We start from the raw sequence: 16509 nt of genomic DNA on the forward strand, positions 1-16509 counted from the left end.
CGGTAAGTTACTTAGATTATTCAAATTACTAGCCTCATGCCCCGATATGGAGTGGATTTTTATTGATGGCTCTCATGTACGTGCTCATCAACATTCTGCCGGCATAGCGAATCAATCTATTTCTAAAAGTGTAGGAGGAAACTCCTCAAAAATACATTTGATTGTTGATGCACATGGCAATCCTATTGATTTCATGATTACCGATGGAACCACACATGATGTTAAAGTTGCACCTGATTTAATATCAACATTAGATTTAAAAGAGACAAAAGTGGTATGTGCAGATAAAGGCTATGATTCAGAACCACTGCGTGAACAGATCAGGAACACAGGGACTAAAGCGAATATACCAAAGAAAACGAATAGCCAATCGAACAATGACCATATGGACTGGTATTTATATAAAATCAGGCATTTAGTTGAAAATATGTTTTGTAGATTAAAGCAATTTAGAGGAATAGCTACTCGATATGACAAGCTCAAAAGAAATTATCAAAGTTCTGTTGCTTTAGCCTGAACCGTACCGGGTTTGTCGGAGACCAACTTTCCTGAGATGAGAAGCATTGCTTCTCAAGCGACATTAAATTGGGTAGATTGGTTCAATAAAAAGTATGTACACAGTGCACTGGGATATGTATCGCCTTTTGAGTTTGAGGCAATGTACTATGATAAGATTAACCCGTTAGGTCAGGTGGCCTAACTTAAATAAAAAAATCTCCGATAAATCCGGTAAGGTTCAAAATGCGATTTATGGCTTTTTTATGTAAAAAAAAGTAATATTTGTTTTATTGTTAAATTATAACAATTAGTATAAATACACCTATGATTTACAGATAAAAAAGGTAGTTAAATGAAATATTTTTTAAGTTTAACTTTGTTAGTTTTAGCAATGACTGGGTGTACTTCGAGTCCAAAGACTGAAACTTTACAAGATAAGGCTACAAGCAATACTTCAGCTGATACGCAGGTCCTTAAATTTTCTGGTCCGAATGGTTTATTAATTTTTCTGAAATCATCGGATAACTTTGAAACTGCTTTAATGACTGATAACTCAGGCATGGTATATCGTTTAAAGCAAACAGTTGCTGGTAGTGGTATTCGTTTAGCTAATAATAATGGAGTTTCAATTCACTTTAAACGTGGTGAAGGGGTTGTTGAATTTGTAAAAGACCAGCCAATCAGCATTACTGAAGTAAAATAATAAGGTTTAAACTTTAAGAGAACCCCACACCATAATCTGCATACCGAAAGTTGGACACTATTCCTTGAAATGTGGTCAAACATGATCAAGGACTAATTCGCACTCTGTTAATGGGTGAATTCAAACATGAGGTGCGACAGTTTCAAAAGCCTTATGATAATCTGTGTGATTCATAGACATCACTTCAATATAATGGGTGTCTATGAACAGAGAAATTCAACAAAGACTCGTATGGGTTAAATTATTTGAAGAGACCAATAATACTGGCCTGGTTTGTCGGAGATGTGGCATTTCTAGACCAACTTTACGCAAGTGGTGGAAACGATATTCTGAACAAGGTATTGATGGATTAAGTAGTCATAGTAAATGTCCCTTAAAATCGCCAAATACTAAAATCAATGCTGAGCTAGAAGCTTTAATATTGGAAATGCGCTCAGCTAGAAATCTTGGTGCTCGACGTTTGCAAACCGAATTAATGAGCTGCACGGAGTCTCGTTGTCCTTGGCGACTATCCATAAAGTACTATCCACCCATTAAGTCAAACCGATTAAAAAATTCCGTCGTAAAGTAGATTACATTTGTTATGAACGTCCATTACCAGGCGATAGAATTCAAATGGATACCTGTAAACTGGGTCCTGGACTATATCAGTACACATCTATCGATGACTGCACACGATATCGCGTTTTAAGGATATATAAACGCCGAACAGCTGCGAATACACTCGACTTTTTAACTGTGTAATTGAAGAAATGCCTTTTCCCATACAGCGAATACAGACCGATCGTGAACGAGAATTCTTTGTTGAAAAAATACAGAAAAAATGATGCAGTATGGGATCAAATTTAGGCCGAATAAACCGGGTTCACCTCATCTGAATGGCAAGGTAGCGCTCACAAAAGACTGATAAATCTGAGTTCTACGCTACTGTAGATATCGATTCAGAGGAAATTCAGAGCAAACTGGCAGAATGGCAGAATGGCAGCATTACTGTAACTGGATGAGACCACATTCAGCTTTGCAAGGTAAAACACCGATGGAAAGGTACTTTGAATTATGTGAAGAAACTCCTTTCTTAGATGAAGTCCAGAAGCAATACGCCCCCTCAAATGAACGGATTCAACATGCCAGTTACAAGATGTATTTAGAGATTGCTAAATTGAAACGATCTCTATGAATTACGTATCTATATCATTTTTACTAATATAAAAACATATACGTAAAAATCACGCCCCGTTTAACTGGCAATAGTTTTTGAACCCTGGTATAAAAGCTTAAAAAAATCTAGCAAGTCTTTATTTAATGTTAATACTCATCCAGTATTGAGGTTTTTTATCTTTTCTTGCCTGTGATCTAGGTTGTAATACTCTAATTTCATACTCACCTGAAGCAGGTAAAATATAAATACCCTTATCATCAAGCTCTGGAGAATATTCTCCAAGATTGATGGAGTCTTTTAATTGATTACCCCATAAGTAAGCTTCAACATTTCCTCCAGTCAACTTCACTTTTAACTTTTGCCCTTTTTTAGCATAAAATTTGTAGGAATCATACTTGTATCCATCTATCCTTCCGTAATAATTTGCAGAGTGAGCTTTTTTAGCAAATTTAACTACAATAGTCTTTCGTATATCATTGTTATCATTTGCAAGTACGACAGGGCTAACTATAGTTAAAGTTAGGGCTATCAAAGCGCCAGCTAGTAATTTCGTATTCGCTATTTCCATAATAAGGTTACCCTAATTCTTGTATCGCTCCTGACGTAATAACATAACTAATAAGTAACCATGAATCATAGAGCAGAAATGTGAATAGTCATAACATGGGGCTGCACTTCAAATGCCAATTTAAGACTTGCAAAATCAATGGTTAATTAATTGGTTACTAGGGAATAACCAATCTAAATATAAATTTTATTTAACAATTACTTATAAAAATATGTGATGCGTATGATACGCATCATATGAATATCGCTTAAATTTGTTATAATTCAATTGAGCAGTGCCATTTGTGGTTAGGTTAAAAATTCATGAGTCTTACTGAAATTAAGGTACGTCAAGCTAAATCAAAGGAAAAAATCTATTTTCTGGCAGATGATGACGGCTTAAGTTTGAAGGTAGAACCAAACGGACGTAAATCTTGGAGTTACCGCTATTCACTTGCAGGGACAAATAAACGTCCTCGCATGAAGTTGGGTGAATATCCTGTAATGTCCTTGAAAGAGGCCAGATCAGTCCGGGATGAATATAAATTTAATAATTATGAAAATAAACCACTGCATAAAAAATACATCAAAACTTTTCAGGATATTTGTGAAGAGTGGTTAGAATTTAAAATTAAAAATTCCTTTGAAGATGAACCACGATGCGGTGTAATTCAGCTCGCAAAAAAATGTTTAGATCAGGATGTTTATCCAAATATTGGACTAATGCCATTTATTGAAATTAAAAGATATGATCTAGTTAAGATTATTAAAAAGATAGAATCTAGAAATGTAAAAGAACCTGTAAAGAAAGCCTATAGTTATTTAAATCAGATTTATGATTATGCGGTAGCGATGGGGTATTGTGAATATAATATTGCACATGGACTTCATAAAATATTAGTCAACAATAAGATTAAGAAAAACTATCCTCATTTGAATTCAGATGAACTATCTAATTTCTTAGCTAAATTAAATCAGATTAATACAGATCCTATTATTAAAAAAGCCCTGTTATTTAAATTATATACAGGCGTCCGTGGTGGAGAATTATTGCTTTGTGAACCACATCACTTCGATCTAGATAAAAAAATATGGAAAATACCAGCCTTACATATTAAACAATATAGAAGAAAGGTTATTTTAGGTCATGATATCCCTGATTTTTTTGTTCCACTATCTGATCAAGCACTTGAAGTTGTGAAATCAGCACTCGTTTGGTCTCATGGCGAGAAATATGTGTTTTCTAGCCCCCGAAATAATAATAAACCTATTCATTTTAATACCCTGAACTTGATTATCAGAAAAATGGGATATACTAAAAATGAATTAACTTCTCATGGGTTACGATCGACATTTAGTACCATATTAAATGAATCCGGTTTATTTCAATCAAATTGGATTGAAGCACAGCTATCTCATACTGATAAAAATAAAACCCGTGCAAGTTATAATCATGCAGAATATTTTAATCAGCGTATGGAAATGATGCAATGGTGGGGCGATTTTATTGATAGTTGTACTGTAAATTAATGGTTATGAAATCTAAGTTTTAATTAGAATAGGCTTTGTTGCACAAACCTATTCACCGCCATAAATCATTATCTAAAATTGCATCTCGTGGTAAAAGCTCAATGGGCCGGTTCTATGGCTATAAATTACATGTTGTGATGAATCAACTTAGAGAAATAGTCTGTTCACAATAATGATTTCTCTTAACTCGTAAAGTTTATGACGGTGTTGAACGTGTTCAATTGAATCTTAAGCAAGGTAAATGGATAGAAGAGAACTTCATTAAGTCGTATCAAAATATTCTTGAAAAATAGGCATTTCATTTCGCATTAGAGCGAGAATCTCATGAGAAAGTTGCCTGATTGAATGTATTGAATAGATTCATTGCATAATTGTTGACTAAAATTTTCTATATCAGCCTGTTTAAGATTAATCGGGCTGATTCTGTTAGGTCGAATATAATAGCGACCTGCTTTAATCATTTTTATTTGAACTTTATTTTATGTCACAGCTTGCTTCCCATTTTAAGCACAATCAGTTTTGTATTTTGTTGGAATATTTAAGTTCTGCTAAGGGCATTGCAGTACCAATGTCTTTAGCAGAATTTCCATGTGCGATCACTTTGGCAGATCGAGTGCATGCCGATAGTGATTTGCCACCACTTGAATGTGCGAAGACATTTCCTTCATCAGTGGAAAAAATCATCCATTATTCAGGGAAAGGTCGGGATATTACTGATTTTGAGACCTTCTTAAAATTAACTCAAGCTTCGGGACAAAAAAATTTACTGCTTCTCACAGGTGATAAGTTAAAAGGGCATACAAATGGTCAAGATGGAACGAATCGCACCCGATATTTAGAGTCTGTAAATGCGGTCATGGCCGCAAAGTGTTATGGTGGATTTCATATTGGTGTAGCTTTTAATCCCTTTAAATATGCTGAAGCTGAACGTGATGCACAATATTTAAAACTTCACAAAAAGATTAAAGCAGGAGCAGACTTTATCGTTACCCAGTTGGGTTACGATATGGAGGCTTTAAAACAAGCCAAGGCTTTTTTAAATCGTCATCGATACCCACAAAATATACTTGCTTGTGTTATGCCACTTAGTTTGGCACGTGCCAATTTTATGGTGAAACATAATGTCGCAGGAATTGTGATTACACCACACATGTTACGAGCGTTGGCTCAGGAAGAACAGGATGGACGAACTGAGAATGCTTATAAACGTTGTGCTATACAAATATTGATGTGTAAATATTTGGGTTTTGCAGGTGTGCATCTTTCAGCATGCCATAAGCCTGAAGAGCAAAAGCTTTTAGAAAAATATATTGAACAATATCGACATTATGGTTTACAGGAACTCGAAGCACTCTGGAATGCACTGTGGCAAGTGAAGACTAAAAATGAACTCGTGCCAGAATTAGCTTATTATTCCCGCCAACCATCCTCTAGCCAGCTTATTAAATATCAGCAATTGCATTTCATGCACAAGGCTCTATTTGAGTCCAAAATTGCCAAAGGTGTGGGGCATTTTATTTTTAAAGCCTCACTCTGGGAAAATACTCCTGCAGCAAAAGCATTGTTAAAAACTGAATTTATCTCTAAGCAAGGGGTCGTGGGTTGTGAAAGTTGTGGTCAATGTAGGTTAGGAGATACTTTATATATTTGCCCTGAAACTTGTCCCAAAGGATTGGCGAATGGTCCTTGTGGTGGTACGACATTGGATCTCTGTGAGTTTGGAGATCGTGAATGCATTCATTCTGTGAAAGCCCGACTTGCCAAAGCCGTGGGACAGACTGACGTTCTAAAAGAAAAACTGATTCCAACTGTACCCATTGAAGTCCGTGGAACCAGTTCCTGGAAAAATTGGTATCTGGCGACTGAAGCTTAGCTTTCATCATCCATGGCATTCGAATAAAATTTCACGCCCAATTTGATGCGATCACGACCTTGGCTCATACGCCAACGGTTGGTATCACGTAAGGAGTATACACAGCCACAATATTCTTGTTGGTAGAATTCTTCCTTCTTGCTGATTTCAAGCATACGAACAGCACCACCATTTTTACGCCAGTTGTAGTCCCAATAGGTGATACCTTCATAATGTGAAGCAGAACGATGCCCACAATCATTGATCTGCTTCATATCTTTCCAACGAGAAATACCCAATGAGCTACTAATTAGGCTGAAGCCATTTTCAGCTGCATAAAGGGCAGTCCGTTCAAAGCGCATATCAAAACACATGATACAGCGAATACCTTTCTCTGGCTCATTTTCCATGCCTTTGGCACGTGCAAACCAATTGTCTGTATCGTAATCACAGTCAATAAAAGGAATATTATGTTTTTCTGCAAAGCGAATATTTTCTTCCTTACGGATTTCATATTCCTTGACAGGGTGAATATTGGGATTATAAAAAAAGATCGAAAAGTCGATGCCTGATTCAATTAGGGTTTCCATCACTTCACCCGAGCATGGTGCACAGCAGGAGTGAAGCAGAAGCTTGTCATGACCTGCTGGGAGAGTCAATTTCTGACGTTCAAGTTTGTTTGACATAGTTATATGGGTTTAAATCTAAACCCTATATTTTAACGATTTAATTAGATAGTAAGGATTTGATATACTGATATTTTCTAAGGTTAAGATGAAAGAAATTCACTAATTGAAATTTAATAAGAACGGCTTTGTTGCACAAACCTATCTGTAAAGGCTTTTCAGCGATAAGTATCCATTAAAAAGTAAACATGTATTCTTTTCCGAATTGGTTTGATACTTTCTCCACCCATTGCTCTATTTTGTCAGCTGTCATGACTTGAAAATCTCGCCAATAATATTTCATCTGCTTCCATACCATCTCGATTCGATTTAACTCAGGGCTATAAGCTGGAATAAAATACAGATTCGTCGAAAAGTTAGTTTTAAGTAGCTCTCTGTAATCAGCCATCTTTTTACTTCTATGAATCGAGGCATTATCAACAATAAGAACCAATGGAAGGTTATATGTCTGTTTTACTTGTTGAGCTATTCCAGTTAAATAGGCATAAAACCAAGTACTTGTCACTGACTCTTGTAAACAGCTTGTCACCAGTTTCCCCGTTGAAAGCAAACACCCCATGACATTAACTCGTTTTAATCTTATTGCATCAACCGCATGAACATCACCTATCTTTGTCCACGCATAGCGGTTATCAGGTGTAGATGAAAATCCTGTTTCATCAACATAACCTAATATAATTTCACCACGTGCCGCTTGCTCTCGTAATTCTTCAATCTGCTGTGTTGCTTGTTCAAATGCAATCGGATCTCTTTTTTTTCAAGCTATGACGGGTACGCTTGAAGACCATACCTGAATCCCGTAAAAACTTACGAATGGTTTCAACAGACACGGACACTTCGTATTCTTCATGTAGTTTGACTCGGATTTGTTCTGCATTGAGTGGACTTGTATTGACCCAATCTAGGATTTTCGCCTGATAGTCTGAGATCAATGTATTGGGTCGACCTGAGCGATGACCTTCTTTAATCGATTCAAACTCATACAATTCCCAACGTCGGCGTTGTAGCCTTATGGTTTCTGGGATACGTTCTTGTAGAGTGGCAACTTCCGCAACGCTTTTACCTTCGGAAAGCCAGAGAATAGTTTGGGCACGTTGCCTTTCACGCCAATGTTTTGCATGCTTGACCAGAAAAATGAGTCGTTCTCGCTGTTCTAAACTAAGTGGTACAGAAACAATTCTAGGCATGTGTGAACATCTGTTAACTAAAAAAACCTTTTCGCATCATTAGTTATTTTTGTCAACTTATAATTTTCAAATGAATAAGCCTACACATAAAATCTACCGCACAACCAATTGGTCCGCATATATAACCGAGCACTCATGAGTCGCGGAAATATTGCCATTTGGTTTGATCCTGCTACGCAATGGTATGCGCTATCAAAAGGCAAACAAGGGCGAAATCAAACCTACTCCGACGCAGCCATCCAATGCTGCTTAATGATTAAATCCTTATTCCGTCTGTCTTTACGTATAGTCACTGGCTTTGTGCAAAGTCTGATTAAACTTTGCGGATGAGCAGCCCCGAATATCAGTGATATTCGTACACCACGCTTTGTAGAAGATAAAAGCATATTGATATTGCAATCAGCTACCAAAAAAGTAGCGATGGGCTACATCTACTCATGGACTCTACAGGCATGAAGTTTCTAGGTGAGGGCGAGTGTAAGCGCAAGAAACATGGACCTGAATGTCGTCGCCAATGGCGTAAACTACAATTGGTATAGATGCTAAAACCCCTCAAATACGCGCTATTGAGCTCACAACCAATAATGTCAGTGATTCACAGGTGCTTGGTGATTTACTTGATCAAATTCCACAAGATGAGCGGATTGACTCTGTTTATACCGATAGAGTTTATGACACCAAGCAATGCCGTCAGGTCATTGCAGATCGGCAAGCGCATATGGTGATTCCACCTAGAAAAAATGCGAAACCACGGAAAGATACAAAGAGTAGCTCGCTAGAACGAAATAAATTACTTCGAACAGTTAATCTTGCGAAGCAGTGCTTCTCAGGTAGGACACTATGGAAAAAATGGTCAGGCTATCATCGGCGAAGTTTGGTTGAAACCAAGATGCACTGCATTAAATTATTAGCAGATAAACTCAGTGCAAGGAGCTTTGATAGCCAAGTGAATGAGATTCATGCACGTGTAGCAGTCCTCAACAGATTTACGGAATTAGGTCGACCACTTACCCAAGTTACGCCTTAAATTTGGCTCAATTAGGGGCGCTTTGCATTTCAAATCTTTGTGCAACAAAGCCTTTACACATACTTGATAGTTGGAGATTTATTATCTTTAGTAGAGTTGCAAAAAACATTATCAATTTCAGATAAAGATTTTAGATAGCCACTTAACTTACTGAATAACTAAAAATCCTCAGAATCTTTAATTTATTAAGATGAGTATTTCTCATCTTAAGCTGAATTTATATCGTTTTACTCACTTTCTTATTCACGTTTAAATACAGCCATTCAGAAATTTAGCTTTTTATAAAATTTTTAGGTGGCAATCTCCATGAGTACAGCATTTGAGTGTTCAATTAAACGTATCCGTTTTGATGAGAATTATACACCAGCAGAAAGCACACGTTTAACCACAAACTTTGCCAATTTGGCACGTGGGGAAAGCCGTGAAGAAAACTTGCGTCGTACCCTTGCGATGATCAACAACCGTTTTAATAGCTTGGCAACCGTTGATAACCCGAAAGGTGATCGCTATTCACTTGAGATTGACATCATTTCTGCTGAAATTGATATCGAAGGTAATGGTCAAACTTTCCCATTTATTGAAACACTGAAAAGTGTAGTGATTGACCATAAAACAGGGGAGCGTATTGAAGGCATGATCGGCAATAGCTTCTCATCTTATGTGCGTGATTACGACTTCAGCGTAGTATTGCCTCAATTGGGTTGTGGTGTAGGTGAAAAACCTGAAGATTTTGGAGATCTACATGGTAAATTGTATCAACATTTGGTGAATTCAGATGTATTTAAGGCAGAATTTACCAAGCCACCTGTGATTTGTTTAAGTGTTTCAACCTCTAAAACCTATTACCGTACGGCAAACGTACATCCTATTTTAGGTGAGGAATATACCAATGATGAATATTCACGTACCGATGAATATTTCGCCAAAATGGGCTTACGTGTACGTTACTTCAAACCAGAAGGTGGTAATGCACCATTAGCATTCTATTTCGCTGGCGACTTAGTCCGTGATTATACTGATTTTGAATTGATCAGCGCGATTGCAACCATGGAAAGCTTCCAAAAAATTTATCGTCCTGAAATTTACAACACCAACTCTCCGGCAGGTGTGGAATATCAACCAAGCTTGAGCTATGGCGATTACTCACTGACACGTATCGTTTATGACCGTGTTGAACGTGCTGAGTTAGCGGTTAAGCAAGGTAAATGGACAGAAGAAAACTTCATCAAACCATATCAAGATATTTTAAATGAATGGGCAGCAAACTTTAAGGTCGAAACAGCTGCTTAAGACATCGAATTGACACACAGACTGACGAATTTTAGAGAAAGAAGATTAGACATGGCGCTTACACAACCGAAACTTTTACTCCCAACTTCAACTGCGGGTAGCTTGCCAAAACCGTCTTGGTTAGCTGAACCTGAAAAATTATGGTCTGCATGGAAGCTTGAAGGCGAAGAATTATTAGAAGCTAAACGTGATGCTTTGAAATTATCATTACATGAGCAAGTCACTGCAGGTATCGATATCGTGAGTGATGGTGAGCAAACCCGTCAGCACTTTGTAACCACGTTTATTGAACATCTTGAAGGTGTAGATTTCGAAAAGCGTGAAACCATGCGTATTCGTAATCGTTATGATGCAAGTGTACCTTCAGTTGTGGGTGAAGTTTCTCGTAAAAAAGCAGTGTTTGTAGACGATGCGAAATTTTTACGCAGCCAAACCAGTCAGCCAATTAAATGGGCGTTGCCTGGTCCAATGACCATGATTGATACACTTTTTGACGGACACTACAAGAGTCGTGAAAAACTGGCTTGGGAATTTGCCAAAATTTTGAACCAAGAAGCTTTAGAACTTGAAGCAGCAGGCGTAGACATTATTCAATTTGATGAACCTGCGTTTAACGTATTCTTTGATGAAGTGAATGACTGGGGTGTACCAACCTTAGAACGTGCACTTGAAGGTCTAAAGTGTGAAACTGCAGTTCATATTTGCTATGGTTACGGCATTAAAGCCAATACAGATTGGAAACAAACTTTAGGTAATGAATGGCGTCAATACGAAGAGTCATTCCCGAAACTACAACAATCTAAGCTCGATATTATTTCACTTGAATGCCAAAACTCACGTGTACCAATGGATTTAATCGAATTGATCCGTGGTAAGAAAGTGATGGTGGGTGCAATTGATGTGGCAACCACTCAAGTGGAAACTGCAGAGGAAGTAGCAAATACGCTACGCAAAGCATTGCAATTTGTTGATGCAGATAAACTGTATCCTTCAACTAACTGTGGTATGACACCGCTATCTCGCCAAGTGGCACGTGGCAAACTTGAAGCTTTAAGCGCAGGTGCTGCCATTGTTCGTAAAGAGCTAGAAGCTTAATCAAACGTAGTCTCGTGCGAAGCAGAACAAATCATCGCAAGGTCATTTGTCCAGCTTTATGCGCGAGCACGTGATATGTACATTTGAGATGAAAGAGATGATTGAAGCAACAGACTTTAGAAATGCAATGTCCTTACTCACCACAGCAGTGAATGTTATTACGACTTCGGGTGAAACAGGTATGCATGGATTTACTGCATCTGCCGTATGTAGCGTGACGGATACACCGCCAATGTTATTAGTCTGTATGAATCAATCCTCCCGTTCACATGCCCATTTTGTTGAAAATAAAGTCTTGGCTGTAAACGTACTAAGTACTCAGCATGAACAGCTTTCAAATGCCTTTGCTTCAAGTAAATTCAGTTCTGAACAGCGTTTTCAACTGGGCGAGTGGGGCGGTTTAGAGACAGGCTCGCCGATTCTGCAAAATGCTTTGGTCAGTTTTGACTGTCAGATTGAGAATATTCAGCAAGTGGGTACACACAGTATTTTCATGTGTCGTGTGCTTCAAGTTCAACAAAGCGATCAAGAAGAAAGCTTGGTCTATTTTAACCGTGCTTATCATCAAGTAGGGCAGTTAGAACACGCTTAACTCAATACCTTAATTCTTTCATTTTTTAAAGTTAGTCTATTGTGGAACTTATAACCTTTTTAGTCATCGGTGCTTTTGCTGGTTTTGCAGCAGGGCTGTTTGGTGTCGGCGGTGGTACGATTATTGTACCACTGCTTTTTATTGTCTTTACCCAAATGGGCTATGACCCCGATGTGGTTATGCACCTCGCATTAGGCACGTCTTTGGCAACCATTGTTGTAACCTCGATTAGCTCATTGATGGCGCATCATAAAACTGGTGCTGTGATTTGGCCTGTTTTTAAAAATCTAGCGCCACCTATGGCGATTGGTTGTTTTTTTGGGGCAGGTATTGCTGGTTTGATATCAGGATTACATCTACAAATCATTGTTGGCTTATTTCTGATTTGGGTCGCATATACGATGTTTACAGGTGCCAAAAAAGCAATTGACCCAACGAAAACGTTACCCTCATCAGGTCAACAAGTTGCTGCAGGTAGTGTGATTGGGGTTGCATCAGCAATCTTTGGTATTGGTGGTGGAAGTCTGACGGTTCCATATCTGAATCGCTATGGTGTGGTCATGCAGAAGGCTGAACCGTACCGGGTTTGTCGGAGAGTCAATATTCTGAGATGAGAAGCATTGCTTCGCAAGACGTAGCGAAGCGTAGTGTCCCGATGACAAAATTAAAATATACCCCTGAAATCAGAGAAAGAGCGGTTCAATTATTGATTGAATCTGAAAAAGATTATCCTTCTACTTGGGCTGCGATCACAGCTATTGCTCCCTGAGCAGTATACTGCGCAAGGGTTGTACTCCTGAAACACTACGTGTTTGGTATCAAAAATATTTAGATAAACAAAATCCAGTTAAAGTACAGCAGCTTTCAGACCAAGAACGTATCAAACAACTGGAACGCGAAAATAAAGAACTGCAACGTGCGAATGAAATTCTACGTAAAGCAGCCGCTTTTCTCGCCCAGGCGGAGCTCGACCGCCCACACAAATAATGGTGGATTTCATCCATAACAATAAAGACTTATATGGTGTTGATGCGATTTGTAGGATTTTACCGATCGCAGCTTCAACCTATTACCGGACTCTAGATCTCTGCGATGAGAAGCATTGCTTCGCAAGGGGAACATCGAGCAAAGCGAGATTTACATGACTTGCATCATGCTGAGGAGATTAAACGAATTTGGAAAGAAAGTTCAGGTCGATACGGTGTACGTAAAGTCTGGCAAAAACTGAAACGTGAAGGCTATATTATTGCACGCTGTACTGTTGCTCGATTAATGAAAAAGCTAGGTATACAAGGTGTTTGGCGAGGTAAGAACAAACAAACCACCCGTAACCGAGATGACCAAAAACGGGCAGATGATTTAGTGAAACGTAATTTTACTGCTGATCATCCTGACCAACTGTGGGTCAGTGACTTTACGTATATTCAAACTCATTCAGGCTGGGTATATACCGCCTTTATTATTGATGTGTTCTCACGAGCAATTGTTGGCTGGAAAGTATCTACACGAATGAATACAGATAGGGTGCTCGATGCATTAGAGCAAGCATTGCATGATCGAGGCATGCCAAAGAATGTGATTCATCATTCCGACAGAGGTGTGCAATATCTTTCCATTCGCTATACCAATCGTTTAGAAGCAGCGAATTTACGAGCATCAGTCGGTACGACAGGTGATTCATACGATAATGCTTTGGCTGAAACGGTGAATGGCTTATACAAAACAGAGGTGATTGAATATTTAAAAGCAGATTGGCAAGGTTTAGCAGATGTACAACTTGCGACACTAAACTGGGTAGATTGGTTCAATAAAAAGCGTGTACACAGTGCACTGGGTTATGTATCGCCTTTTGAGTTTGAAGCAATGTACTATGATAAGATTAACCCGTTAGGTCAAGTGGCCTAACTTAAATAAAAAAGTCTCCGACGAACCCGGTACGGTTCAACTTGTGATTTGAATCTGCTGTTTTCAAAATCTGTCTTTCAGCTCGTTATGCAACAAAGCCGAACCGAATTAAAAATAGAAATGTAGTTGAGCTGGTGCTTGCTCATTTCTTTATTTTTAGTAATTGAGGTGAACATACTGTCAGTACATGGTAGTTATAAGTAACATGTAACTTTGTTCGCACAAAGATTTGAGTTATGCCAAGTGATGGATTGATTTGTACTTAAAATTTTAAGCTTATCCACTTGCTTTGCAAGCCACTACACTTTATTTACAATCCTATGTTGTGGAAGTAAGGGATCTTGTACTCGCCCAGTATGTTCAACTTGATTATATCTAAAGGACTATTAGGCATCAATCAAATCAATTTTCCAATTACTCGACTGAATCACCACATTTAAATCACGTAATTTAAGACTAATATCATCAGCTTGTTTTTGTAGTGATGAAACTGGAATAACTTTATGCCACTTTATTTCCCGCGTACTATAACGATCAGATTCACGAGATGTATTACTTATTGCTGCAGTTAGGGTTTTGTGCTGTTCTACAAATTCATCACGCAAAGTCAATAAAGCAAGTAAAGAACGACCATCATTTAATTTTGTTAAAGCATTAGTTTCATGAATTGCATAACTTAATTTTTGAAATTCTTGAATTAAAGCAAATACTTGTTTTAGTAGTTCATTTGGATCTTCAGATGGTTTATCACCATCTTGTACCAATACATTTGCATTGATACGTTGTTTTAGTGAAATAATTTTTTTTTGTTGATCACTTCGAAGTAAGAGAGCTTCTGCTAATTTCATTTTTCACCTATTAACCAATTAGAATTAAGTTTTAAGCAGCTAAGTAATTTTACAAATACTATATCCTCATTCTTTAAAAATCAAAAAAATTGATTTTTTATAATTTTCAGAGGTAGAAGTCTTATATTTTGTCATTAGTCGAAGCTCAGAATTAAGCTAAAGGCCTTTTTTCAGATGCAGAATCCTTTATCTGATCCTAGACAGTATTGTGGACATTCGATCCCTCTAAATTCTTACAATATTTTTGTTCAAAGGCTTCAGGACTTAACCAGCCATTTGCAGAATGTATTCTGATTCGATTGTAATAAATCTCGATATAGTCAAACAAGACAGCATTCGCTTCTTTTCGAGTGGCAAACACACTGCCATGGATTACATGACCTTTCAATGTATGAAAGAAGCTTTCAGTCACTGCATTGTCCCAACATGAGCAGTGTACTGCGCAAGACTGCGTGACATACTTTGAATACAGTTATTCGTCAATAATAGCGCTCTAAAAGCACGACTACAGTACTGACTGCCTTGGTCAGAATGAACCATAACTCCTGTTGAATAAGCTTTTCATGCGCCAAGGTTGGTCCGAAACCATGCAGTTGATCAGAAACAATATTGAGGCACTTGAGTCTGAGTTCTTCAGAAAGCCTGGAATTGCTGGTTTGGCCACGACCCGTATGGGCTAATGCAGCTGGACCTTGAACTTTGTATTTCTGCAGTAAGCGTCTGACCTGACATTCTGAAATATGAAGTAGAAGTAGCTGAGCAGCCTGGGATTGAGTTATGCGTTGATCGCAGATTTCCTGCAAAACCGACAATCGTTTAAGTTCTTTATCCGACATAGTGATCAGCATCTATATTTTATATCCCGTCCATGGTGATAAAAACCATCATAAACCAGACATTTTTATTGGTGAGAATATAGACACTTTAAATGGGTTCTAACAAGTCGACTTCGCATAACAACCATTATGTTAAATGGAGATTTATTTCAAACATTATTCAACTAAAATATGCCTAAAAAATTAGATATTTTTCAAACTTTGGTTTGAAAAATCCATTTAAAATTAATTAAGCTGTTGTAATTTTTCATATAAATAATCAATAAATAATCTAACTCTCTTAGGTATATAATTTTTTTTGTAATAGACAGCATGGATTTTTTGCTCATGAATTTTTATTTCATCTTCAAATAAAGCAATTAATTTACCTTCGTTTATATCCTTTAAAATTAAAAATTCAGAGAGACAAGCGATTCCTACGCCTTGTAAAGCAAGTTGACGAACACTTTCGCCATTAGAAGCTGTAATAGATGGTGAAGTTTTATATAGTTGATCATTTATATAAATTGGCCAATTATTTAAATGCAAAGGATGGCTAAATCCTAATAATCTATGTTGATTTAACTCAATAATAGATTTTGGTAAGTTATTTTTTTTGAGATATTCAGCGCTAGCAACGATATACAAACGACTTTTATATAATAATTTTGCATAGAGACTAGAGGTGGTCCCACTTGTTTGAACAACTAAAAGCTTATTTATAAGTGATATTCTGCTCTAGTTAAGCTACCTTATTTTGTTGTGGTAGCTGGTCA

Annotated in this window: 13 protein-coding genes, 9 pseudogenes and 1 other annotated feature; of the genes and pseudogenes, 14 read left to right on the top strand and 8 right to left on the bottom strand. The window is 37.5% G+C overall.

Translation table 11 applies throughout. The annotated features are described in order from the left end of the window. From F893_RS15905 to F893_RS17645, 4 genes and pseudogenes are all read left to right on the top strand, one after another. Positions 1–517, top strand: a 517-nt coding sequence (locus F893_RS15905; protein WP_005253544.1) for an IS5-like element ISAba31 family transposase, incomplete at its 5' end; no start/stop codon positions are given. A 57-nt stretch (positions 518–574) separates the two neighbouring features. Further along, positions 575–700: pseudogene (locus F893_RS18415) on the top strand (IS3 family transposase); the annotation flags it as partial. A 150-nt stretch (positions 701–850) separates the two neighbouring features. Beyond that, entirely contained in the window at positions 851–1201 is a 351-nt protein-coding gene (locus F893_RS15910; protein ID WP_004281821.1) for a hypothetical protein, read from the top strand. Positions 1202–1403: 202 nt separating this feature from the next. Next, positions 1404–2378: pseudogene (locus tag F893_RS17645) on the top strand (IS481 family transposase). A gap of 118 nt (positions 2379–2496) precedes the next feature. On the opposite strand, the gene F893_RS15920 reads toward F893_RS17645, so the two are convergent. Then, entirely contained in the window at positions 2497–2928 is a 432-nt protein-coding gene (locus F893_RS15920) for a PPC domain-containing protein (protein WP_004281816.1), read from the bottom strand. A gap of 302 nt (positions 2929–3230) precedes the next feature. Here F893_RS15920 and F893_RS15925 point away from each other — a divergent pair, with 302 nt between their 5' ends. The 4 genes and pseudogenes from F893_RS15925 (at position 3231) to F893_RS15930 (ending at position 6309) form a co-directional block, all read left to right on the top strand. Further along, positions 3231–4436 carry a tyrosine-type recombinase/integrase gene (locus F893_RS15925; protein ID WP_004281814.1) on the top strand — a complete coding sequence of 402 codons (1206 nt, stop codon included), beginning with the start codon at positions 3231–3233 and terminating at the stop codon, positions 4434–4436. Between the two features lie 50 nt (positions 4437–4486). Next, positions 4487–4603: pseudogene (locus F893_RS17650) on the top strand (transposase); the annotation flags it as partial. A gap of 24 nt (positions 4604–4627) precedes the next feature. Then, positions 4628–4729, top strand: a pseudogene (locus tag F893_RS17990) (putative oxygenase MesX); the annotation flags it as partial. Positions 4730–4917: 188 nt separating this feature from the next. Then, entirely contained in the window at positions 4918–6309 is a 1392-nt protein-coding gene (locus F893_RS15930; RefSeq protein ID WP_004281811.1) for a methylenetetrahydrofolate reductase C-terminal domain-containing protein, read from the top strand. Here F893_RS15930 and F893_RS15935 read toward each other — a convergent pair. From F893_RS15935 to F893_RS15945, 3 genes are all read right to left on the bottom strand, one after another. Continuing rightward, a complete protein-coding gene (locus tag F893_RS15935; RefSeq protein WP_004281809.1) occupies positions 6306–6974 on the bottom strand; it encodes an epoxyqueuosine reductase QueH in 669 nt (222 codons plus the stop codon). The two genes, F893_RS15930 and F893_RS15935, sit on opposite strands and share 4 nt — an antisense overlap. 175 nt (positions 6975–7149) lie before the next feature. Further along, entirely contained in the window at positions 7150–7716 is a 567-nt protein-coding gene (locus F893_RS15940; protein WP_108675453.1) for an IS630 family transposase, read from the bottom strand. Then, positions 7706–8161 carry a helix-turn-helix domain-containing protein gene (locus F893_RS15945; RefSeq protein WP_004647755.1) on the bottom strand — a complete coding sequence of 152 codons (456 nt, stop codon included), beginning with the start codon at positions 8159–8161 and terminating at the stop codon, positions 7706–7708. Before F893_RS15945 ends, F893_RS15940 begins: the two co-directional genes overlap by 11 nt. 70 nt (positions 8162–8231) lie before the next feature. On the opposite strand from F893_RS15945, the pseudogene F893_RS15950 reads away from it, so the two are divergent. The 6 genes and pseudogenes from F893_RS15950 to F893_RS15980 all read left to right on the top strand — a co-directional run bounded on the left by F893_RS15950 (position 8232) and on the right by F893_RS15980 (position 14070). After that, positions 8232–9188: pseudogene (locus tag F893_RS15950) on the top strand (IS5 family transposase). A 306-nt stretch (positions 9189–9494) separates the two neighbouring features. After that, entirely contained in the window at positions 9495–10478 is a 984-nt protein-coding gene (locus tag F893_RS15955) for a putative oxygenase MesX (protein WP_004281805.1), read from the top strand. 51 nt (positions 10479–10529) lie between these two features. Then, positions 10530–11573, top strand: a complete 1044-nt coding sequence (locus F893_RS15960) for a methionine synthase (RefSeq protein ID WP_004281804.1) — start codon at positions 10530–10532, stop codon at positions 11571–11573. A 97-nt stretch (positions 11574–11670) separates the two neighbouring features. Next, positions 11671–12165, top strand: a complete 495-nt coding sequence (locus F893_RS15965) for a flavin reductase family protein (RefSeq protein ID WP_005100646.1) — start codon at positions 11671–11673, stop codon at positions 12163–12165. Between the two features lie 41 nt (positions 12166–12206). Continuing rightward, positions 12207–12737, top strand: a pseudogene (locus tag F893_RS15970) (sulfite exporter TauE/SafE family protein); the annotation flags it as partial. Between the two features lie 83 nt (positions 12738–12820). Then, positions 12821–14070, top strand: a pseudogene (locus F893_RS15980) (IS3 family transposase). Then, positions 13110–13226 (top strand) — a sequence feature (AL1L pseudoknot). It overlaps the preceding pseudogene by 117 nt. Before the next feature lie 386 nt (positions 14071–14456). Here F893_RS15980 and F893_RS15985 read toward each other — a convergent pair. The 4 genes and pseudogenes from F893_RS15985 to F893_RS15995 all read right to left on the bottom strand — a co-directional run bounded on the left by F893_RS15985 (position 14457) and on the right by F893_RS15995 (position 16465). Beyond that, on the bottom strand, positions 14457–14918 hold the full coding sequence (locus F893_RS15985) for a DIP1984 family protein (RefSeq protein WP_004281794.1): 462 nt from the start codon (positions 14916–14918) through the stop codon (positions 14457–14459). A gap of 196 nt (positions 14919–15114) precedes the next feature. After that, a pseudogene (locus F893_RS17655) lies at positions 15115–15479 on the bottom strand (IS3 family transposase); the annotation flags it as partial. Continuing rightward, a pseudogene (locus F893_RS15990) lies at positions 15473–15754 on the bottom strand (helix-turn-helix domain-containing protein); the annotation flags it as partial. The pseudogenes F893_RS15990 and F893_RS17655, both read right to left, overlap by 7 nt. A gap of 225 nt (positions 15755–15979) precedes the next feature. Further along, positions 15980–16465, bottom strand: coding sequence for a LysR substrate-binding domain-containing protein (locus tag F893_RS15995; RefSeq protein WP_212749309.1), 486 nt, complete (start codon positions 16463–16465; stop codon positions 15980–15982). Positions 16466–16509 lie beyond the last annotated feature (44 nt).

Origin of the sequence: Acinetobacter sp. CIP 102136, assembly GCF_000369685.1 — a bacterium.
Taxonomy (GTDB): Bacteria; Pseudomonadota; Gammaproteobacteria; order Pseudomonadales; family Moraxellaceae; genus Acinetobacter; species Acinetobacter fasciculus.